15 protein-coding genes are annotated in these 21320 nt (G+C 71.5%); 12 read left to right on the forward strand and 3 right to left on the reverse strand.

What is annotated here, in order from left to right; genetic code table 11:
- Positions 1 to 168: 168 nt before the first annotated feature.
- Together ACWD02_RS40785 and ACWD02_RS40790 are read left to right on the forward strand one after the other, a co-directional pair.
- A complete protein-coding gene (locus tag ACWD02_RS40785) occupies positions 169 to 3846 on the forward strand; it encodes a glycosyltransferase (protein ID WP_451221373.1) in 3678 nt (1225 codons plus the stop codon).
- Positions 3843 to 5345, forward strand: a complete 1503-nt coding sequence (locus tag ACWD02_RS40790) for a DUF5719 family protein (protein ID WP_451221376.1) — start codon at positions 3843 to 3845, stop codon at positions 5343 to 5345. Before ACWD02_RS40785 ends, ACWD02_RS40790 begins: the two co-directional genes overlap by 4 nt.
- Before the next feature lie 60 nt (positions 5346 to 5405).
- Here ACWD02_RS40790 and ACWD02_RS40795 read toward each other — a convergent pair whose 3' ends face one another.
- A complete protein-coding gene (locus ACWD02_RS40795) occupies positions 5406 to 5867 on the reverse strand; it encodes a metallopeptidase family protein (RefSeq protein ID WP_451221379.1) in 462 nt (153 codons plus the stop codon).
- A gap of 395 nt (positions 5868 to 6262) precedes the next feature.
- Between ACWD02_RS40795 and ACWD02_RS40800 the strand changes: the two genes are divergently transcribed.
- From ACWD02_RS40800 to ACWD02_RS40830, 7 genes are all read left to right on the forward strand, one after another.
- Complete coding sequence (locus ACWD02_RS40800; protein ID WP_363211956.1) at positions 6263 to 6640, forward strand: DUF3499 domain-containing protein; 378 nt, start codon at positions 6263 to 6265, stop codon at positions 6638 to 6640.
- A gap of 175 nt (positions 6641 to 6815) precedes the next feature.
- Positions 6816 to 8432 carry an L-lactate permease gene (locus tag ACWD02_RS40805; RefSeq protein WP_451221381.1) on the forward strand — a complete coding sequence of 539 codons (1617 nt, stop codon included), beginning with the start codon at positions 6816 to 6818 and terminating at the stop codon, positions 8430 to 8432.
- 160 nt (positions 8433 to 8592) lie between these two features.
- On the forward strand, positions 8593 to 9957 hold the full coding sequence (locus ACWD02_RS40810) for a phosphomannomutase/phosphoglucomutase (RefSeq protein ID WP_451221384.1): 1365 nt from the start codon (positions 8593 to 8595) through the stop codon (positions 9955 to 9957).
- Positions 9958 to 10154: 197 nt separating this feature from the next.
- The gene (locus tag ACWD02_RS40815; protein ID WP_160505390.1) at positions 10155 to 10331 is read left to right on the forward strand and encodes a Trm112 family protein; all 177 of its coding nucleotides are present in this window, start codon (positions 10155 to 10157) and stop codon (positions 10329 to 10331) included.
- Between the two features lie 119 nt (positions 10332 to 10450).
- The gene (locus tag ACWD02_RS40820) at positions 10451 to 11653 is read left to right on the forward strand and encodes an SIS domain-containing protein (RefSeq protein WP_451221387.1); all 1203 of its coding nucleotides are present in this window, start codon (positions 10451 to 10453) and stop codon (positions 11651 to 11653) included.
- A gap of 90 nt (positions 11654 to 11743) precedes the next feature.
- The gene (gene manA / locus ACWD02_RS40825) at positions 11744 to 12901 is read left to right on the forward strand and encodes a mannose-6-phosphate isomerase, class I (protein WP_451221390.1); all 1158 of its coding nucleotides are present in this window, start codon (positions 11744 to 11746) and stop codon (positions 12899 to 12901) included.
- A gap of 101 nt (positions 12902 to 13002) precedes the next feature.
- Positions 13003 to 13962: a cation diffusion facilitator family transporter gene (locus ACWD02_RS40830; protein ID WP_451221393.1), complete on the forward strand. Its 960-nt coding sequence runs from the start codon at positions 13003 to 13005 to the stop codon at positions 13960 to 13962.
- Between the two features lie 75 nt (positions 13963 to 14037).
- Here the strand turns inward: ACWD02_RS40830 and ACWD02_RS40835 are convergent, their stop codons facing one another.
- Positions 14038 to 16062, reverse strand: coding sequence for a fructose-specific PTS transporter subunit EIIC (locus ACWD02_RS40835; protein WP_451221429.1), 2025 nt, complete (start codon positions 16060 to 16062; stop codon positions 14038 to 14040).
- A 478-nt stretch (positions 16063 to 16540) separates the two neighbouring features.
- Here ACWD02_RS40835 and ahcY point away from each other — a divergent pair, with 478 nt between their 5' ends.
- Together ahcY and ACWD02_RS40845 are read left to right on the forward strand one after the other, a co-directional pair.
- A complete protein-coding gene (gene ahcY / locus ACWD02_RS40840; RefSeq protein ID WP_451221396.1) occupies positions 16541 to 17998 on the forward strand; it encodes an adenosylhomocysteinase in 1458 nt (485 codons plus the stop codon).
- Between the two features lie 326 nt (positions 17999 to 18324).
- Positions 18325 to 18939 carry a hypothetical protein gene (locus ACWD02_RS40845; RefSeq protein ID WP_451221399.1) on the forward strand — a complete coding sequence of 205 codons (615 nt, stop codon included), beginning with the start codon at positions 18325 to 18327 and terminating at the stop codon, positions 18937 to 18939.
- A 12-nt stretch (positions 18940 to 18951) separates the two neighbouring features.
- Here the strand turns inward: ACWD02_RS40845 and ACWD02_RS40850 are convergent, their stop codons facing one another.
- On the reverse strand, positions 18952 to 19902 hold the full coding sequence (locus tag ACWD02_RS40850; RefSeq protein WP_451221402.1) for an RDD family protein: 951 nt from the start codon (positions 19900 to 19902) through the stop codon (positions 18952 to 18954).
- Positions 19903 to 19991: 89 nt separating this feature from the next.
- Here ACWD02_RS40850 and ACWD02_RS40855 point away from each other — a divergent pair, with 89 nt between their 5' ends.
- Positions 19992 to 20999, forward strand: coding sequence for a stage II sporulation protein M (locus ACWD02_RS40855; protein ID WP_451221405.1), 1008 nt, complete (start codon positions 19992 to 19994; stop codon positions 20997 to 20999).
- Positions 21000 to 21320 lie beyond the last annotated feature (321 nt).

Genomic DNA, 21320 nt, shown 5'->3' on the forward strand with positions numbered 1-21320 from the left:
AACGGCACACACCCCTACGTAAGGAACAGCCCGTCGCCCGTGGGTTATCCACAGGCGGCGGGCTGTTGTGATGCCAGCCGTTAGTGTGGGGCCCCGTCCGAGACGCCCCGGCGCCCCCATGAAGCGCAGGCGTCCACCGCAGTCCATCGAACCGGGGCCCGTACCTCGATGTCCGTGCACAGCCATTCGGCAGCCAGTCACCACGACGCCGCTGCCGCTCCTGAGTTCCCGCGGCACGTAGTCACCGCCGTGATCGTCTCCCACGACGGCGCCCGCTGGCTGCCCGACGCCCTCGCCGGCCTGCTCGGCCAGGAGCGCCCGGTGCAGAACGCCGTGGCCGCGGACACCGGCAGCGCGGACGACTCCGCCCGCCTGGTCACCGAGGCGCTCGGCCCCGACCGCGTCCTGCACCTGGCCCGGCGCTCCGGCTTCGGCACCGCCGTCGACGAGGCGAACCGCACCGCCGGCGTGCTGACCCCGGAAGAGCTGCCCTACCTGAAGCGTCCCAGCGGCTGGGACCCGGTCAGCCGATCCTGGCGCGACGACGCCTACGACCTCCCCGAACTGCCCCACGGCGAACCCGAACAGTGGCTGTGGCTGCTGCACGACGACTGCGCGCCCGAGCCCGGCGCCCTCACCGAACTGCTCCGCGTCGTGGAGAACGAACGCGAGGTCGGCAAGGACGTCGCGATCGTCGGCCCCAAACTGCGCGGCTGGTACGACCGCCGCCAGCTCCTCGAGGTCGGCGTCTCCATCGCCAACAGCGGCCGCCGCTGGACCGGCATCGACCGCCGCGAACAGGACCAGGGCCAGCACGACCACGTACGGCCCGTGCTCTCGGTGTCCACCGCGGGCATGCTGATCCGGCGGGACGTCTTCGACGAACTCGGCGGCTTCGACCGGCGCCTGCCGCTCATGCGGGACGACGTCGACCTGTGCTGGCGCGCCCAGAACGCGGGTCACCGCGTCCTCATCGCCCCCGAAGCCGTCGTCCGGCACGCCGAGGCCTCCTCGCGCGAGCGCCGCACCGTCGACTGCGTCGGGCGCACGTCGACGTCGCCGCACCGCGTGGACAAGGCGGGCGCCGCCTACACCCTGCTCGTCAACGCCCGTACGGCCGTGCTGCCCTGGGTGCTCTTCCGGCTCGTCCTCGGCACCCTGCTGCGCACCGTGGCGTATCTGGTCGGCAAGGTCCCGGGCCAGGCGGTCGACGAGGTCGCCGGTCTCCTGGGGACACTGCTGCGGCCCGGACGGATCGTCAGCGCCCGCAAGGAGCGCGGCACATCGGCGCTCGAAGCATCCGAGATGCGGCCGCTCTTCCCGCCGCCGGGCGCCACCGTCCGCGCCACCGTCGAACAGGTGGCGGGCAGCATCGTCGGCCGCTCCGACCCCGAGGCCGTCACCGGCGCGGGGCGGCACGGGGCCGTCGAGACCGGCCCCGGCGGGGACGACGCGGACTTCCTCCAGGTCGAACAGTTCGCCCGCCTCAAGCGCCTGGCCCGCAAGCCGGGACCGATGCTCTTCGTGGTGCTCCTGTTCGCCTCGCTCATCGCCTGCCGCGAACTGCTCGGCAGCGGTGCGCTCGCGGGCGGCGCGCTGCTGCCCGCCCCCGGCGACTCATCGGCCCTCTGGGCGCGGTATCTCGACGCCTGGCACCCGGTCGGCACCGGCGGCACGCAATCGGCGCCGCCCTACCTCGCGCTCCTCGCGGGGCTCAGCAGCCTGCTGTTCGGGTCCACCGGGCTCGCGGTCACGGTGCTCCTGGTGGGCTCGGTGCCGCTGGCCGGCTTCGCCGCCTACTTCGCCTCACGGCCACTGGTCGAGTCGCGCCTGCTGCGCGCCTGGGCCTCGGTCGCGTACGCCTTCCTGCCGGCCGCCACGGGCGCGCTCGCGGGCGGGCGCATCGGCACCGCGGTCCTCGCGATCCTGCTGCCGCTCATGGCGCGCGCGGGCATCGCGGCGAGTGGACTGACCTCCCCGAAGGGCACGCGCGGAAGCTGGCGCGCCTCGTGGGCGTTCGCGCTGCTCCTGACGATCACCACCGCCTTCACGCCCATCGTGTGGCCGATCGCCCTGGTGCTCGGCCTCGCGCTCCTCGTGGTGCGCAGGCGAGACATCACGGCGTACGGCCTGCGCTTCCTCGCCGCACTCGGCACCCCGCTCCTGATCCTCGCGCCCTGGTCGATCTCGCTGCTGCCCTTCGGCTTCTTCGGTGAGGCGGGACTCGAATTCGGCACCGGCTCCGCGACCGGGCTCGACCTGCTCGGGGGCAGCCCCGGCGGTCCCGGCACGGTGGACGGGCTGCTGCTCATCGGCATCGTGCTCGCCGCCCTGGCCGCGCTCCTGCGTACGGAGCGGCAGCTCGCCGTCCGCACCGCCTGGATCACCGCGCTGGTCTCCCTGGTCTTCGCCGCGCTCTCGAACAGCTCGGCGTGGGCGGGCCCCGCGACCCTCGGGTACGGCATCGCGCTCCTCGCCGCCGCCGCGCTCGGTGCCGACGGTGCACGCACGCGTGTCGCCGAGCAGAGCTTCGGCTGGCGTCAGCCGGTCGCCGTCCTCATCGCCTTCGCGGCGGCAGCAGGGCCGCTGCTCGTCGCCGCCGGGTGGATGATCCGTGGCGCCGACGGCCCCCTGGAGCGGCGTGACCCGGTCCAGGTGCCCGCGTTCGTCGCAGAGGAGAGCGGCACGCAGGACCAGGCCCGCACGCTCGTCCTGGACAGCGAATCGGCCGCCCAGGTGTCGTACTCCCTCGTCCGCGGCTCGGGCGCCCGCCTCGGTGACGCCGAACTCGCCGACGCGAGCGGCTCGAACGGGCACCTGGACAAGATCGTCGCCCGGCTCCTCGCGGGCTCCGGCGCCGACCAGGCCGACCAGCTCGGCGGCTTCGCCGTGCGCTACGTCCTCGTACGCGACGGCGCGCCCCGCCAGATGAGCCGCACCCTGGACGCCACCCCCGGCCTGACCCGGCTCAGCCAGGAGGACGGCAGCGCCCTGTGGCGCGTGGACCGGCAGGTCGCGCGCGCCGCGATCGTCCCCGCGTCCGGCGACCCCCTGCCGGTGGCCGCGGGCCCCGTGGAGCTGCACACGAACATCCCGGCCGGCGACGAGGGCCGCACCCTGCGGCTCGCCGACGCCGTAGACGCGGGCTGGACGGCGACCCTGGACGGCCGCACGCTGACCCCGACCACGCTGGACGGCTGGGCGCAGGGCTTCGAACTGCCCGCATCGGGCGGCCGCCTGGACGTCACGCACGCGACTCCCGTGGGGCACACGGGATGGCTGTGGGCCCAGGGCGCGCTCGCCCTGGTCCTGGTGGTCCTCGCCCTTCCCGGCCGCCGCCGCGACGTGGACGACGACCTCCCCGATGAGCCCGTCGTTCCGGCCGAGCCGGTCGAGGGCGAGGGGCGCAGGGCCCGCAGGCTGCGGGCCGCGCAGGCCGAGCAGGACGCCGCGCAAGGAGGCGCCGGGCAGGACGACGCCGCCACCCCGCCTCTGCCTCCGGAGGAGGAAGGCGCCTACGCCGCGGTGCCCCAGCAGCAGTCGCCGTCGCACGACGAGTGGCAGGCCCCCGCCCCCGCCGACTACGGCACGTATCAGGGCGAGCAGCAGTACCAGGACGCGCAGTACCCCGCGGGTTCGTACGACCAGACCGCGTACCAGGACCCCTACCAGGGCGGCCAGTACGACCCGTACGCCTACGGAGGCGCACAGGGCGGCCAGGGCGGCGGCGAGCAGTACGGGCAGTCGTACGACGCCGCGTACGGACAGCAGCCCCCGATGCCGCCCCAGCCCCCGCAGCCGCCGCACGGCACCGACAGTGAGCGCCCCGACGGGAGCCAGCAGTGAACCGCACGACCCAGTCCCTGATCGCCGCCGTGGCCGCGCTCGCCGCGGTCACCGGGTTCGCCGTGGCCAACGCGCCGGACGGCAGCGGTGACGACGGCGCGAAGGCGGCCGCGCGACTGCCCGTGGAGCGCACCAGCCTGCTCTGCCCGGTGCCCAGCGCCTCCGACCTCGCCGAGACCTCGTACACGGCGTTCACGCCCAAGGGCGAGGGCTCCGGCAAGACGGGGAAGGCCGAACTGCTGCCCGCCACCAGGGCGTTGAAGGTCACACCTGAGGACGAGGCCGGAAAAGAACAGAAGAAGGACGACAAGCCCTTCCTGACCTCGAAGGCACCGGGCAAGCCGGTCACCGGCGAGGAGTCCGGGGGCGAGTCGCCCGCGCTCCTGGGCACCGCGGACGGCCGGCAGGCCCCCGGCTGGACCGTCCAGCAGACCACCAAGTACGCGGTGGGCAGCGGCCGCGGCATCCAGGGCACCAACTGCACGGCGCCCGACACGGACTTCTGGTTCCCGGGCGCGAGCACCGCCAAGGACCGCAGTGACTACGTCCACCTGACCAACCCGGACGACTCGGCGGCCGTCGTCGACATCGAGCTGTACGGCAAGGACGGCGCCCTCAAGACCGAGGTGGGCGAGGCGATCCAGGTCCAGCCGCACTCCAGCGTCCCGGTCCTGCTGTCCACGCTCGCGGCCCAGGAACAGACCAACCTCACGATGCACGTGACCGCGCGCAGCGGCCGGGTCGCGGCCGCCGTGCAGTCGTCGGACGACAAGCTCGGCGGCGACTGGCTGCCCGCGGCAGCCGACCCCGCCGGCCGCCTGGTCCTGCCCGGCATCCCCAAGGACGCCACTTCGGTACGCCTGGTCGCCTTCGCCCCCGGCGCCGACGACGCCGACCTGAAGGTGCAACTGGCCTCGCCCACCGGTTCGATCAGCCCGGCCGGGCACGCGAACCTGCACGTGAAGTCCGGCATGACGACGGCCGTGGACCTCGGCGACGTCACCAAGGGCGAGGCGGGCTCGCTGATCCTGACGCCGACGGAAGAGGCGGCGCCCGTGGTGGCGGCCCTGCGCGTCACCCGGGGCAAGGGCGCCGACCAGGAGACGGCGTTCATCCCCGCGACGAACTCCATCGGCAAGCGCGCGACGGTGGCCGACAACCGGGCCAAGGGCTCCACGCTGTCGCTCGTGGCCCCCGGCGAGACCGGCAAGGTGAGGGTCACGGCGTCGGAGGGCAGCGAGGGCGGCTCACCGACGACCAAGACGTACACGGTCAAGGGCGGCACGACGCTGGGGATCAAGGCGCCCGTCCCGAGCGGCCTCAAGGGCACGTACGCGCTCACGGTGGAACCGGTGTCGGGGGGTGAGGTCCATGCCTCCCGGATGCTGGAGGACCCGGAGGACGGCGTCCCGATGTTCACCGTCCAGACCCTGCCGGACGACAGGGGGATGGTGTCGGTGCCTCGGGCGGAACAGGACCTGAAGGTGCTGCAGAAGTAGCGGTGCTGCGGACGTAGCGGTGCTGCGCAAGCAAAGGTGCTGCGGACGCGGCTGCCGCGCTCAGTCTTCCCCGTAGCGCGGGTCGACCGACTCGGGTGAGAGCCCGAGGAGCTCGGCGACCTGCTCGACCACCACTTCGTGGACGAGCGCGGCCCGCTCGTCCCGCCCCTTGGTGCGGATCTCCACCGGACGCCGGTAGATGACCACCCGCGCGGGACGGTCACCGGCGGCCTCGATCGTGCCGCCCAGCGGCACGACGTCATCGCTCCAGTCGTCCTCGTCCGCGCCCCCGCCACGCCCGAGCGCGGGAACCTCGAGCACCAGGAAGTCGATCTCGCTCAGCTGCGGCCATCGCCTTTCCAGGCGTTCCACGGAGTCCTGCACCAGGTCGGTGAAGACCTCGGCGCGGCTGGCGGACAGCGGCACCTGGGGCGGCGCCACGGGTCCGCGCATGCCCCTGCCGTGGCGGTCGCGGCGGCGGGGCCTCGGGTCTGCGGTGCGGGGCTGTACGGGGTCGTCCATCACTGACGAAGAGTAGTCCTCGAGATCGGCGTTTCCGCACAGCTTCCACCGGGCTTCCGTACGGCGCCCGTACTGCTTGCGTGCCGCATTCGTGCGGATTCCGCGCGGCTTTCGTGCGGCTTCCGTCCGGCGCGCCGCATGTCGCCCGATGACCATTCCGGCCAGGGTTGGGCCCGATTCCGTATCTCTCCGGGACCGTCGACCTCGCGATGAATGACGGTATTTGCGCCAAGTAGTGACCGGATTCAACACCACCGGTCCCTCGGGCCCCTTGCGTCACCGCAGGTCAGCGAGGCGCCGCGGGAGCGTGCGGTGGCGGGGGTCACGGCACGACACGGTGGGGTGACCTCGCGGAGAGTCGTCGCGGCCCGCTCAAGAGTGCGGTACCGTCCAACATCGTGAGCCCTGTACGTCGCTGTTCGCGCACCGCTTGCGGCCGTCCCGCCGTCGCGACGCTGACGTACGTCTACGCCGACTCGACCGCGGTCCTCGGCCCCCTCGCCACCTACGCCGAACCCCATTGCTACGACCTCTGTGCCGAGCACTCCGAGCGCCTCACCGCGCCGCGCGGCTGGGAGGTCGTCCGGCTCGCCGACTCCTCCGGTCCTGCCCGCCCCAGCGGTGACGACCTCGAAGCGCTCGCCAACGCGGTGCGCGAGGCGGCCCGTCCGCAGGAGCGCGCCGCGGAGGCCGGAGGCGGAGCTCGCAGGGCGGACCCGATGGAGGTCGCGCGCCGCGGCCATCTGCGGGTGCTGCGCTCGCCGGATTCCTGAACCGCCGCACTCCGTGGTGAACCGCCCCTCTCCGGAGACCTCTGTCGTTCATCGCTGAACAAGTTCTGCGGTACGACCCATTGACGTGCCCATGTCGACGACTCGACCATTCCCCCAGCCGTGAGAGATCACGTTCCGCATCGCGGAATACGGAACTGGAACCAGGGAGCCGCCCGTGTACGTGCAGCAGCTGGAGCCCGTGGCCGATTCGCTCGGCCTGTCCGCCCTCGTCGCGACCCTGCCCCTCCTGACCGTGCTCGTCCTGCTCGGCGCCGTCCGCATGAAGGCCCACCACGCGGGCCTCATCGGCCTCGGCGTCGCCGTCCTCGTCGCCTGGATCGCGTACGGGATGCCGCTCGGCCAGACCGCGTCCGGCGCCGCACAGGGTGCCCTCTTCGGGCTCTTCCCCATCCTGTGGATCGTCGTCAACGCCCTGTGGGTGTACCGGATGACGGTCCGCACCCGGCACTTCGACATCCTGCGGCGCTCCTTCGGACGGCTCTCGGACGATCCGCGCATCCAGGCACTCGTCGTGGCCTTCTGCTTCGGGGCGCTCCTGGAGGCGCTCGCCGGCTTCGGGGCGCCCGTCGCGATCTCCGCGGTGATGCTGGTGGCGCTCGGCTTCGACCCGGTCAAGGCAGCCGTCGTCGCCCTGGTGGCCAACACCGCGCCCGTCGCCTTCGGCGCCATGGGCACCCCCGTGGTGACGCTCGCGCAGGTCACCGGGCTTCCGCTGGACACCGTCGCCACGGTCGTCGGCCGCCAGACGCCGCTGCTCGCCCTGGTCGTGCCACTGCTCCTGGTCTTCCTGGTGGACGGGCGGCGCGGTCTGCGCGAGACCTGGATGCCCGCCCTGGTGTGCGGATTCGCCTTCGCCGCCGCGCAGTTCGCCGCGTCCAACTACGTCTCCGCCCAACTGGCCGACATCGGGGCGGCGCTGGCCGGCGCGGGCGCGCTGATGGCGGTGCCCGGCGCGCGCAAACCCGCAGCGGAGCCCGTACGCGTCGCCGTCCTGACCGGCGCACGCAGCGAAGACCTGGACCAGGACGACCCGCGCCCCGAGATCCTGCGCGCCTACGCCCCGTACGCCCTGATCGTCGCCATCTTCTCGATCGCCCAGATCCCGCCGGTCAAGGACCTGCTTGCCAAGGCGACACAGACCTTCGACTGGCCCTTCCTGAACGTCGCCGACCCCGGCGGGGACCCGGTGGGCGGCAACCTCTTCTCGCTGCCGCTCGTGGCGACGGGCGGGACACTCGTGCTGCTCGCCGGTGTGGGCACGGCCGCCGTCATCGGGGTGCACGCGCGCGTGGCCGTGCGGGAGTGGCTCGCGACCGTGCACGAACTACGGTTCGCGATCCTCACCGTGACCTCCGTGCTCGCCCTCGCGTACGTGATGAACCTGTCCGGGCAGGCCGCGACCATCGGCCACTTCGTGGCGGCGGCGGGCGCGGGCCTCGCCTTCCTGTCGCCGGTGCTCGGCTGGTTCGGCGTCGCCGTCTCCGGCTCGGACACCTCGGCCAACGCGCTCTTCGGCGCGCTCCAGGTGACGGCGGCTCAGCAGTCCGGGCTCTCGCCCGAACTGCTCGCGGCGGCCAACAGTTCCGGCGGCGTGCTCGGCAAGATGATCTCCCCGCAGAATCTGACGATCGCGTGCGCGGCGGTCGGACTCGCGGGCAAGGAGGGCGATCTGCTGCGTAAGGTGCTGCCCTGGAGCCTCGGCCTGTTGCTGGTGATGTGCCTGATCGTGGTGGGGCAGAGCACGGTGGTGCTCGGCTGGATGCTGCCGTGACCGGAGTCTGACGTCCGGCTGACGGAGGCTTGACGCCGCTCACAGCTGGTTGTCGGTTGTTGCGGGTAGTTTGGGGTGACCGGCGAGCACTCGCCCGAGTGCTTTCCGAAACCGCTGAACCAAACCGCTGAACTCGCAGAACCTGCAGAGAGGGTTGGCCGTGACTGCTGATCTGTCCCAGATCGTCAAGGCGTACGACGTGCGCGGGGTGGTCCCGGACCAGTGGGACGAGTCACTGGCCGAGCTGTTCGGCGCCGCCTTCGCGAAGGTGACGGGCGCGGACGCGATCGTGACCGGGCACGACATGCGGCCGTCGTCGCCCGGCCTCTCCCGCGCCTTCGCGCGCGGTGCCGCGGCCCTCGGCGTCGACGTCACCGAGATCGGCCTCTGCTCGACGGACCAGCTCTACTACGCGTCGGGTGCCCTGAACCTGCCGGGCGCGATGTTCACGGCCTCCCACAACCCCGCGCAGTACAACGGCATCAAGATGTGCCGCGCGGGCGCGGCCCCCGTCGGCCAGGACACCGGCCTCGCCGACATCCGCGCCCTCGTGGAGGACTGGTCGCGGACCGGCGCCCCGGAGCCGGCGGCCACCCCCGGCACGCTCACCGAGCGGGACACCCTCAAGGACTACGCGGCGCACCTGCGCGGCCTGGTGGACCTGACGTCCATCCGCCCCCTCAAGGTCGTCGTCGACGCGGGCAACGGCATGGGCGGGCACACCGTCCCGACGGTCTTCGAGGGCCTGCCGCTCACGCTCGTACCGATGTACTTCGAGCTCGACGGCACGTTCCCGAACCACGAGGCCAACCCCCTCGACCCGAAGAACATCGTGGACCTGCAGCAGCGGGTGCGCGAGGAGGGCGCCGACCTCGGCATCGCCTTCGACGGCGACGCGGACCGCTGCTTCGTCGTCGACCAGGACGGCGCCCCTGTCTCCCCGTCGGCGATCACCGCCCTGGTCGCCTCGCGCGAGCTCGCGCGCAACGGCGGCAAGGGCACGGTCATCCACAACCTCATCACCTCCTGGTCGGTCCCCGAGGTCGTCAAGGAGAACGGCGGCACGCCGGTCCGCACCCGCGTGGGTCACTCCTTCATCAAGGAGGAGATGGCCAAGACGGGCGCGATCTTCGGCGGCGAGCACTCGGCGCACTACTACTTCCGCGACTTCTGGAACGCGGACACGGGCATGCTGGCCGCGCTCCACGTCCTCGCGGCACTCGGCGGCCAGGACGGCACCCTGTCGGCCCTCGTCGCGCAGTACGACCGCTATGCGGGCTCCGGCGAGATCAACTCCACGGTCGACGACCAGACGGCCCGCCTCGCCGCGATCAAGGCGAGGTACACCGGACAGGAGGGCGTCACCCTCGACGAACTGGACGGCCTCACGGTGACGTCCACGGACTGGTGGTTCAACGTCCGGGCCTCCAACACGGAACCCCTCCTGCGCCTGAACGTGGAGGCCCGCGACGAGGCGACGATGATGCGGACCCGGGACGAGGCCCTGGGAATCATCCGGGGCTGAGGAGTTGAAGTGCGGGGGAGGCGTTCCGGTACGCCTCCCCCCACGCCCCGTGCACCGAGCCTCGCCCCACCCACGAGGGTCTGGCACGGAGCTCCGGCGGCACACGCGCAAGGCCCCGGGGCCAGCGGCGGCCCGGCGGGCGGCGGTAGGCTGACCAGGCGACATTCTTCGCCCCACCGCTCGAAGGGACCCACCCCATGCCGCTCGAAGCCGGCCTCCTGGAGATCCTCGCCTGCCCGGCCTGCCACGCCCCCCTCAAGGAGGCGGACACGGAGCTGGTCTGCACGGCAGCCGCGAAGGACTGCGGCCTTGCCTACCCCGTCCGGGACGGCATCCCCGTACTCCTCGTCGACGAGGCCCGCCGCCCCGCGTAAGGCCCCGCAAGGCCGCCCGGGGCCGAGCCCCGCAAGGCCCCGCCAGGCCCCGCGTAACGACAAGTAGTGCGAGCGGCGGCGCCCCGCCCCGTCGCCCGGCGAATCGGAGGCCCGACCCCATGCTCGACGAATCGCTGCTGGACGCTCCCGAGGCCCTCGCCGTGGCCGACCGCCGCGGCCTCCTCCGCGGCGCCGCGGAGGCGGGCGCCCGCGTCCGCACAGCGGTGCGGCACGCGACGGAGGCCGGGCTCACCCAGCTCAAGCCGGACGGCCGCCCCCGCGCCATCCTGATCGCGGGGCCCGGCACGGCCGCCACCTGCGTGGCGGATCTGCTCGGCACCCTCGCGGGCGCCGGCTGCCCCGTGATCCGCCTCGCCCCCACCGGCGTGGCCCCCGCCGCGGGCGCCCTGCGCTGGGTGCTCCCCGGCTGGGCGGGCCCCCTGGACCTGCTGCTCATCGCCACCCCGGACGGCACGGAACCAGGCCTCGAACTCCTCGCGGGCCAGGCCTACCGCCGCGGCTGCACCGTCGTGGCCGTCGCCCCCGCCCGCTCCCCGCTCGCGGAGGGCGTCGAGGGCTCGCACGGCCTCACGGTCCCGATGGCCACCTCCCCGTACGGGGAGTACGAGACCCCGCACGACGGAGAGCGCGCCTCCGAGGCGTACGAGGCACGCCGCGTGGACGACGAGGCCGCGGCCTCCGCCCCCGCCACCCTCTGGGCCCTGCTCACCCCGCTCCTCATCCTTCTGGACCGCACCGGCCTGATCACCGCACCGGCCGAGACCCTGGAGAAGATCGCCGACCGCCTCGATCACGTCGCCGAACGCTGCGGCCCGGTCGTCGCGACGTACGGCAACCCCGCCAAGACGCTCGCCGCGGAGCTCGACGAGACCCTCCCGGTGATCTGGACCGAGGGCGGACTCGCGGGCCCCGTGGGCCGCCGTTTCGCCACCGGCCTCGCCGAGCTCGCCGGGCACCCCGCCGTCGCGGGCGAGCTGCCCGAGTCCATGCCCGCGCACGGAGCCCTGCTCGCGGGCAACCTCGCCTCGGGCGGCGACGGCGACGGCGACGACTTCTTCCGTGACCGCGTCGAGGAACCCCAGCAGCTGCGCGCCCGCGTCGTCCTGCTCCGCGACCGCCCGGTGGACGCCGGAGGGCTCAGTGCGGCGCCCACTGCCCGCGAACTCGCCCACGGCCACGACATCGCGATCAGCGAGCTCGAACCGGAGGACGGCGACGAACTGGAGATGCTCGCGGAGCTGATCGCCGTCACGGATTTCGCCGCCGTTTACCTGGCGCTCGCCCCGAGGGGCCGATCATGACCACAGCCCGGCCATGACCTGGGACGCAGCACCGCACCGCATGGCTTCGCCTCGCCCGCACCGCGTACGTACGTAAGGGAGAACCCCTCCGTGGACCGCCTCACCAACACCATCCGCCCCTACGCCTGGGGTTCCGCCACCGCCATCGCGGAGCTCATCGGCGTCGAGCCGACCGGTGAACCGCAGGCCGAGATGTGGATGGGCGCCCACCCCGGCGCGCCCTCGCGCACCGGGCGCGGACCTCTCGACGAGGTGATCGACGAGAACCCGGGGCAGGAGCTCGGCCGGGCGGCCGTCGCCAGGTTCGGCCCGCGCCTGCCCTTCCTCCTCAAGCTCCTCGCCGCGGGCGCCCCGCTCTCCCTCCAGGTCCACCCCGACCTGGAGCAGGCGAGGGAGGGTTACGAGGACGAGGAGCGGCGCGGCGTCCCGATCAACGCCCCGCACCGCAACTACAAGGACGCCAACCACAAGCCCGAACTGATCTGCGCGCTCACGGAGTTCGACGGCCTCTGCGGCTTCCGCGACCCCGTCGAAGCCGCCGACCTGCTGGCCGGTCTGGGCGTCGACTCCCTGAAGCCGTACGTCGACCTGTTGCACGCCAAGCCCGGTGACGGCGCCCTGCGCGAGGTCCTGACGGCAGTACTTACTGCGGACCCCGACGAGATGGCGGCGACCGTCACCGAGGTCACCGACGCCGCCGAGCGGCTCGGCGGCCCCTACGCCCCGTACGCGGGCATCGCGCGGCACTACCCCGGCGACCCCGGCGTCATCGCGGCGATGCTCCTCAACCACGTCCGACTGCAGCCCGGCGAGGCCCTCTTCCTCGGCGCCGGAGTCCCGCACGCCTACCTCGACGGCCTCGGCGTCGAGATCATGGCGAACTCGGACAACGTGCTGCGCTGCGGCCTGACCCCCAAGCACGTCGACGTCCCCGAACTCCTGCGCATCGTCCGCTTCGAGCCGACCGCCCCCGGCATCCTGCGCCCCGAGGCATCGCCCGACGGCGAAGAGGTCTACGAGACCCCGATCGACGAGTTCCGCCTCTCCCGCTTCGTCCTGCCCGAAGGCGCCGCGGCACCGCACGACCTCACGGCCGCGACGCCGCAGATCCTGCTCTGCGTCGCGGGTGCCGTGAGCGTCGGCGACGCCGGGGAACTCACGCCCGGCCAGTCCGTGTTCGTTCCCGCGGACGAAAAGGCCGAAGTGTCCGGAGTCGGCACGGTCTTCCGTGCCACTGTGGTGGCCTGACTCACCACCAGCGCCTCGTGCTGCAACAATGACCCACCGCAAAGGCCGGGCAAAGCGGCAGTGGACAAGAACGTACGCAGGCGAAGGGACAACGGGCACACATGAGCGCGTCAGGCGGAACAAAGGCGATTGTCGCGGCACTCGCCGCGAACCTCGCGATCGCGGTGGCGAAGTTCGTCGCGTTCATCTTCAGTGGGTCGTCGTCGATGCTGGCCGAGAGCGTGCACTCGCTCGCGGACTCGGGCAACCAGGGGCTGCTGCTCCTCGGCGGCAAGAAGGCGCAACGTGAAGCGACCCCCCAACACCCCTTCGGGTACGGGCGTGAGCGCTACATCTACGCATTCCTGGTCTCCATCGTGCTCTTCTCGGTCGGCGGCATGTTCGCGATCTACGAGGGCTACGAGAAGATCAAGCACCCGCACGAGATCGAGCACTGGTACTGGCCGGTCGGCGTCCTGGTGTTCGCGATCATCGCCGAATCCTTCTCGTTCCGTACGGCGATCAAGGAGTCGAACCTCACCCGCGGCAACCTCACGTGGACGCAGTTCGTGCGCCGCGCCAAGGCTCCCGAGCTGCCGGTCGTGCTCCTGGAGGACCTCGGTGCCCTGGTCGGTCTGATCCTGGCCCTGGTCGGCGTCAGCCTCGCGCTCGCGACGGGCGACGGCGTCTGGGACGGCATCGGCACGCTCTGCATCGGCGTCCTGCTCATCCTGATCGCGATCATCCTCGCCGCGGAGACCAAGTCCCTGCTCCTGGGCGAGGCCGCGGGCACGGAGGACGTCGAGAAGATCGAGAAGGCGCTGGTCGACGGAGACACGGTCACCCGCGTCATCCACATGCGCACGCTGCACCTCGGCCCCGAGGAGCTCCTCGTCGCCGCCAAGATCGCCGTCCAGCGGAACGAGACGGCCGCCGAGGTGGCCGCCGCCATCAACGCCGCCGAGGAGCGCATCCGCGCCGCGGTCCCGATCGCCCGCGTGATCTACCTGGAGCCGGACATCTACAGCGAGACGGCGGCCGCCGACGGCACCAACCCGGCGAAGGCACCGGGCGGCCACTGACCATCCGCCGCTTGTACGCAATTGGGGCCCCGCACCGTGCAGGTGCGGGGCCCCAACGCGTAACTCACCCACGGGTCACCGCACCTCGCGCAGCACCTCGAGGACCGCCGCCTCGTCGGGCGCGGCCTCGAGCCGCTCCCGGAAGCCGGTGTCCATCAGCTTGCGCGAGAGGAGCGCGAGAATCCGCAGGTGCTCGTCGCCCGCGGCGGCCTCCGGCACGGAGATCATGAAGATCAGCTTGGCCTTCGTGCCGTCGAGCGCACCCCATTCGATGCCCTCGGCCGACCGCGCGAACCCGACGACGGGCGAGGTCACCGCGTCGGTCTTGGCGTGCGGGATGGCGATCTCCTCGCCGAGCCCCGTGGTGCCCTGGGCCTCGCGGCGCAGGGCGGTCCGCACGAGCTCCTCCACGTCGTTCACCTTGCCGGTGGCGGCGAGGAGGTGTGCCATCTCGCGGATCGCGGAGTCCTTGTCGGCGGAGTCGAGACGGACCTTCACGGTCTGCTCGGTGAGATAGCCGGAGAGGACTTCGCCGACCCCGGGTGCGGGTGCCGCGGGGGCTGCCGCCGCAGGCGCCTTCGGAGGGGCCGCGGACGCCCCGGAAGCTCCGGAAGCGACGGCTCCGGTTCCCGTTCCCGCTCCCACTCCCGCGAGCACCGGCTCGGGACCGCCGGGCACATCGACGACCGGCGCCCCGCGCCGCCTGCGCTCGCTGATGTCGACCAGGGTGACGGTCGTCAGGGCGGTGACGACCGCACCGATGGCGACAGCGATGAAGAACATCGGTACGCCGCCGATGGCACCCAGGACCGCCACGATCGGCCCGCCGTGCGGGACGGCGTCCTCGACACCCGCCTGACCGGCGATCGCACCGGCGACGGCGCCACCGAGCATGTTCGCGGGAATGACCTGCGCGGGCCTGGCGGCGGCGAACGGAATCGCACCCTCCGAGATCCCGAAGAAGCCCATGAACAGGGCGGCCAGACCGGTCTCCCGCTCCTGCTCGTTGTAGAGCCGTTTGCGGATCAGCGTCGCGAGCCCCTGCCCGAGCGGCATGACGGGGATGGCGGCGGCGCACATGCCCATGACGGTCTGGTTGCCGGTCGCGATGAGCCCCGCGCCGAACAGGAACGCCGTCTTGTTGACCGGACCGCCCATGTCGAACGCGATCATGAGCCCGAGGATCGCGCCGAGCAGGATCGCGCTGGTCCCGGTCATGCCGCTGAGCCAGTCGGTCAGATGCTCGAAGACCCACGAGATCGGCTTGCCGATGACGTAGATGAAGAAGAGACCGAGTGCCGTCGTCGCGACGATGGGGATCACGATGATCGGCATGATCGGCTGGGCGAACTTGGGGACCTTGACCTTCTTGATCCACAACACCAGGTAGCCGGCGAGGAAGCCGGTCACGATGGCCCCGATGAAGCCCGCCCCCGCCTTGGAGTCGTACAGCTCACCGGTGTTGGCGATCCAGCCGCCGATCATGCCGGGCACGAGCGCGGGCCGGTCGCCGATCGCGTACGCGATGTAGCCGGAGAGGATCGGCACCATCAGCGTGAAGCCGATGACACCGATCTGGTTGACGTGCATCCAGAACGAGTCGTCGGGGATGACGAGCCCGCCCTTGGGGTCGGTGTGCCCGCCGAGCGACAGCGAGATCGCGATCAGCAGACCACCGACCACGACGAACGGAATCATGTACGAGACGCCGTTCATCAGCGCCTTGTACGCGAGGCTCCGCTCCTTGCCGCCTCCGCCACCACCGGTGGAGGCCGCTGCGGCGGTCGTCCCGCCGCCACCTTCCCCGCCGTGCACGGGCGCGCTCCGCACCTGCTCGATCAGCTCTTCAGGGCGGCTGATGCCCTCGGACACGCCGACGGACAACACGCGCTTGCCGACGAAGCGGCCGCGGTCGACGTCCTTGTCCGCCGCGATGATGATGCCGTCAGCGTCCCTGACATCGTTGTCAGTCAAGACGTTCTCGGCACCGATGGAGCCCTGCGTCTCCACCTTCATGTCGATGCCGAGGCTCTCGGCAGCCTGCGAGAGCTTCTCCGCCGCCATGTACGTGTGGGCGATACCGGTCGGACAGGCGGTCACGGCGAGCAGCTTGAGCTTCTTCCGCTCGCCACTGCTCCCACCTGTGGGGGGATCGGCCGGATGGGTGGTCACGTGGATCTCCTAACGCCTTTGCGCCTTCAACGCCTTCGTCAAACAAGATCGCGCAAATGTTCCCGATCTCAAGGCATCCTGCAACACGCGGGCACAGGTTCAAAAGCGCAAAGGTCCCGAATGGGCAGGTCTGTCGCCCTGTCCGGGGTTCCGCCCGCGGCCGCACGCCTGGGCGCGCCCCCGGGGAGGCGGGCTGGGGCTCGCTGGGCCAATCGGTGTAGCTTTGTGACCGAGCCAGACGTCGCTGCTGATGGCGGTCGGGCGGTGCCTGCACGGGCGCCGTCCGAGGGAGAGAGGGCCTCCGACGGACTGCGCTGCTGCGCGCCGGTGCGCCTTTGTGCCCGTCGTCGCAGGTCAGCCATGTCCAACCACCCCCTCGACCAACCCCACGAGGAGCAGCTCACCAATGACGACTCTCATCAACGGCCAGGACTTCAAGGTCGCCGATCTCTCCCTGGCCGAGTTCGGCCGCAAGGAGATCACCCTCGCCGAGCACGAGATGCCCGGCCTGATGTCGATCCGCAAGGAATTCGCCGCCACCCAGCCGCTGGCCGGCGCCCGCATCATGGGCTCGCTGCACATGACCGTGCAGACCGCCGTCCTCATCGAGACCCTGGTCGCCCTCGGCGCCGAGGTCCGCTGGGTCTCCTGCAACATCTTCTCGACCCAGGACCACGCGGCCGCGGCCATCGCCGTCGGCCCGAACGGCACCCCGGACAACCCCCAGGGCATCCCGGTCTTCGCCTGGAAGGGCGAGACCCTCGAGGAGTACTGGTGGTGCACGGAGCAGGCGCTGACCTGGCCGAACACCCCCACCGGCGGCCCGAACATGATCCTGGACGACGGTGGCGACGCCACCCTCCTCGTCCACAAGGGCGTCGAGTACGAGAAGGCCGGCAAGGTCCCCTCCGAGGACACCGCCGAGTCGGACGAGCACCGCGTCATCCTGCAGCTCCTCAACCGCACCATCACCGAGGGCTCGCAGAAGTGGACCCAGCTCGCCTCGGAGATCCGCGGCGTGACCGAGGAGACCACGACGGGCGTCCACCGCCTGTACGAGATGCACCGTGACGGCAGCCTCCTCTTCCCGGCGATCAACGTGAACGACGCCGTGACGAAGTCGAAGTTCGACAACAAGTACGGCTGCCGCCACTCCCTGATCGACGGCATCAACCGCGCCACGGACGTCCTCATCGGCGGCAAGACCGCCCTCGTCTGCGGTTACGGCGACGTCGGCAAGGGCTGCGCCGAGTCCCTCCGCGGCCAGGGCGCGCGTGTGATCATCACCGAGGTCGACCCCATCTGCGCCCTGCAGGCGGCGATGGACGGGTTCCAGGTCACGACCCTTGACGAGGTCGTCGACAAGGTCGACATCTTCGTCACGACGACCGGCAACAAGGACATCATCATGGCCTCGGACATGGCCAAGATGAAGCACCAGGCGATCGTCGGCAACATCGGCCACTTCGACAACGAGATCGACATGGCCGGCCTCGCCAAGATCCCCGGCATCGTCAAGGACGAGGTCAAGCCGCAGGTCCACACCTGGACGTTCCCCGACGGCAAGGTCCTCATCGTCCTGTCCGAGGGCCGCCTCCTGAACCTGGGCAACGCGACGGGCCACCCGTCCTTCGTGATGTCCAACTCCTTCGCGGACCAGACCCTGGCCCAGATCGAGCTGTTCACCAAGCAGGAGGAGTACCCGACCGACGTCTACGTGCTCCCCAAGCACCTCGACGAGAAGGTCGCCCGCCTCCACCTGGACTCGCTCGGCGTCAAGCTCACCACCCTGCGCCCCGAGCAGGCCGCGTACATCGGCGTAGAGGTAGAGGGCCCGTACAAGCCGGACCACTACCGCTACTGAGCACCCCCGGCCGTGGCCACTCCAGGCCCCGGCCCCCAGCTCACCCGCAGGCCCTCGCCCACCCGGGCGGGGGCCTGCGGCCGTGCGGCACGGGCAAGGGGGAAAGGCACCCCACACCCCACTGCGCTCAACCTGGCTGTGGCTCAGGCGCCTCAGGCGGCCACCCGCAGGTACCCCCGGGCCCGAAGCACCCCAGAATCACGGCTGGCCTACGTTGGCTCCGGGGCGGACCGAGCAGCCCCCTACAGCGGGCCCCGACCCACAGCCGACCGCCGGCCCACCCCGGCCCCCGGACGAGAAGCCACCCCCGACAAGGACCGAGCCCCATGCCCCGCGGCCACTATTCGCTTCACGACCCGCACGACCACACCCCCCTCGGTGAAGAACACTTCCACTGCGCCCCCGGCCCCTCCGGCTGGCGCTACGTCTCCCAGCGGACCGCGCCCTCAGGCGAGCCCACCGGCTCCGTCGACCTCGCCCTCGATGAACTGGGCCGCCCCATCCGCCTCGAACTGCACGCGGGGGACTGGCAGATCCGCGCCGCGGCGATCGACGGCGTCACCTGGGTACGCACCGACCCCACCGGAACTCACGCCACCGAGGACAACGCCCCCGCCCACGCCTTCACCGGCACATCCCCCGCTTTCCTCGTCGCGACCACACGCCTCCTGCGCCTCACCCCCGGTTCCCCCGCGACCCGCGTCCGCCTCGTCGCCTTCACCGACCCGGTCCTCGCCCCCCGCACCCTCGACCAGTCCTGGGCCTTGCTGAAAAGCGAAGCACACGCCACTGACAACGGCCCGCTGATCGTGGACGAATACCAGGTCACAGCCTTGGACACCGGCGAACAGCACGCCATCCACATCGCCGGCGACGTCGTTCTCTCCGCCCCCGGCATGGAGCTCGAGAACCTCGAATCCCCGCCCTCGACGTTCGCCTGATCCCCGTCGGCCCTACGCGGGCGGCACGAACCCCGTGCCGGGAGGCGAGGCCTCCGTACTCTCCTGCCGCACGGCCGACGGCACATCACGAGCCTCCTGCCCGACCGCGGACCCCGCCGGAGGAGTCGGGTAAGCCGGGGGGTGAGCCGGCTGGGCATACGAGGCCGGGGGAGGAGGCGCCAAGGCCGCCGCCCCGGCAGCAGGCACCGCAACCCCACCACCGAACGCCCGCCGAGCGTCCCGCGCCTGCCGCTCCTGCACGACCGCCGCCAGGTACGCAGCCGGCGGAACACCCTGCGGAGCCGGCGCCCCCGTACGTTCCGCGAGATCGCCGGCAAGCCGCTCCGCCATGGCCCAGCCCACCTGCGGATCCAACTGCCCCATGCGCGTCAGGTACTGCCTGATCGCGAGCCACAGCCCTTCGGGAACCCCGGACAGATCGAGCCCGGAAAACCGCCCCGAGAGCCAAGGCGGCGGCGGAGGGATGAAAGACGTCTGCCCGGCCGGCACCCGCTCCCGCACGACGAGCGTCCCCGCGAACACGTCCCCGAGCCGCCGCCCCCGCGCCGACACCAGCGAAGCAATGCAGGCGACGACCCCGAACGTCAGCAGAATCTCGACGACCCCCACCGCACCCCGCACCAACGCGTGCCGGAAACGAATCGGCCCGCCGTCGTCCCGCACCACCCGCAGCCCGCACGCCATCTTTCCCAGCGACCGCCCGTGACTGAGCGTCTCCACCGCGATCGGCCCGCCGACCAGGATCAGCACGAAGCTCGCCACGGCGACCGCCGCGGCAGCCGCGTCGTCCAACGAGGAGGTGGAGGCCACGATCGCCAAGGTCACCCCCAGGTAGACCGCCCAGGCCACCACCAGGTCGATCAGTACGGCGAGCCCACGACTCGGCAGCTTCGCCGGACGCAGCTCGAGCGCCACCGCCTCGCCCGTCACCAGCTCACTCACGCCAGCCGCCCTTCCCTGCCCTGCCGTCGGAACCGCCAGTCTGCCAAGCTGAGGCAGCATCGCGCCGCAGTACGAGGAGCAGCCACCTGATGGACCTCGACGTCTTCGTCTCCGCCCACCGAGCAGAGTGGGACCGACTCGACGCCCTGCTGCGCCGCCGGCGCCGCCTCAACGGAGCAGAGGCCGACGAACTCGTCGCCCTCTACCAACGCACCGCCACCCACCTCTCCCTCATCCAGTCCAGCGCCCCCGACCCACAGCTCACCGGCCGTCTGACCCACCTCGTGGCACGCGCGCGTAGTGCGGTGACGGGCACCCGCCGAGCTTCCTGGCGCGACGCCACGCACTTCCTGAGCCACGGCTTCCCGGCAGCGGTCTACCGCTCCCGCCACTGGTGGGTCCCCACCGCGCTTCTCTCGACGGTCCTCGCGGCCATCATCGGCTGGTGGATCGCCACGCACCCCGAGGTCCAGTCATCCATCGCGGCCCCCAGCGAACTCCGCGAGATGACCCGCCCAGGCGGCCAGTACGAGACGTACTACTCGAGCCACCCGGCGGCATCCTTCGCCGCCCAGGTCTGGACGAACAACGCCCAGGCAGCGGCCATGTGCCTGGTCCTGGGCGCCTTCCTCTGCCTTCCTGTCATCTGGATCCTCTTCCAGAACATGCTGAACCTGGGAGTAGGCATCGGCCTGATGTCCGACGCAGGCCGCCTCGACACGTTCCTCGGCCTGGTCCTGCCACACGGCCTCCTGGAACTGACCGCGGTCTTCGTGGCCGCCGGTACGGGCCTGCGCCTCGGCTGGACCGTCATCGACCCGGGCCCGCGCTCACGCCGAACAGCCCTCGCCGAAGAGGGAAGAGCCGCCCTCGGCATGGCGGTGGGCCTGGCCCTGGTCCTGTTCATCTCCGGCGCCATCGAAGGCTTCGTCACGCCATCGGGCCTGCCGACCTGGGCCCGCATCAGCATCGGCATCGCCGCTGAACTGGCCTTCCTCGCCTACGTCTACGTCCTGGGCGGCAGGGCGGCGCGTGCCGGTGCCACAGGTGACCTGGACCCCGCCGAACGCAGCGCCACGGTCCCCGTCGCGGCCTGATGTGCGTCCGCCCTCGCTGACCTGCTAGTGTCCTCGACGCCCCAGAAAAACCGTTGACACGGAAGGACTGGGGAGGTAGATTCGAACAGTTGCCTAGAGCTGGACAAGTCCAGCGGCGGCAGTTACTATCTGCCTGCTTCTTGATTCTCATAAGCCAAGAAGCCGCCCCCGATAAATCGGAAACTCCAGCCGGTAAGACCGGCCGAAAACTTCTGATAAAGTCGGACTCGCCGGAAAGGGAAACGCGAAAGCCGAAAGGCCGGAGCGGGAACCGGAAAGGCACCGAGGAAATCGGACACGAAAGAGTCTGATAGAGTCGGA

Source organism: Streptomyces sp. NPDC002853 (genome assembly GCF_053591915.1).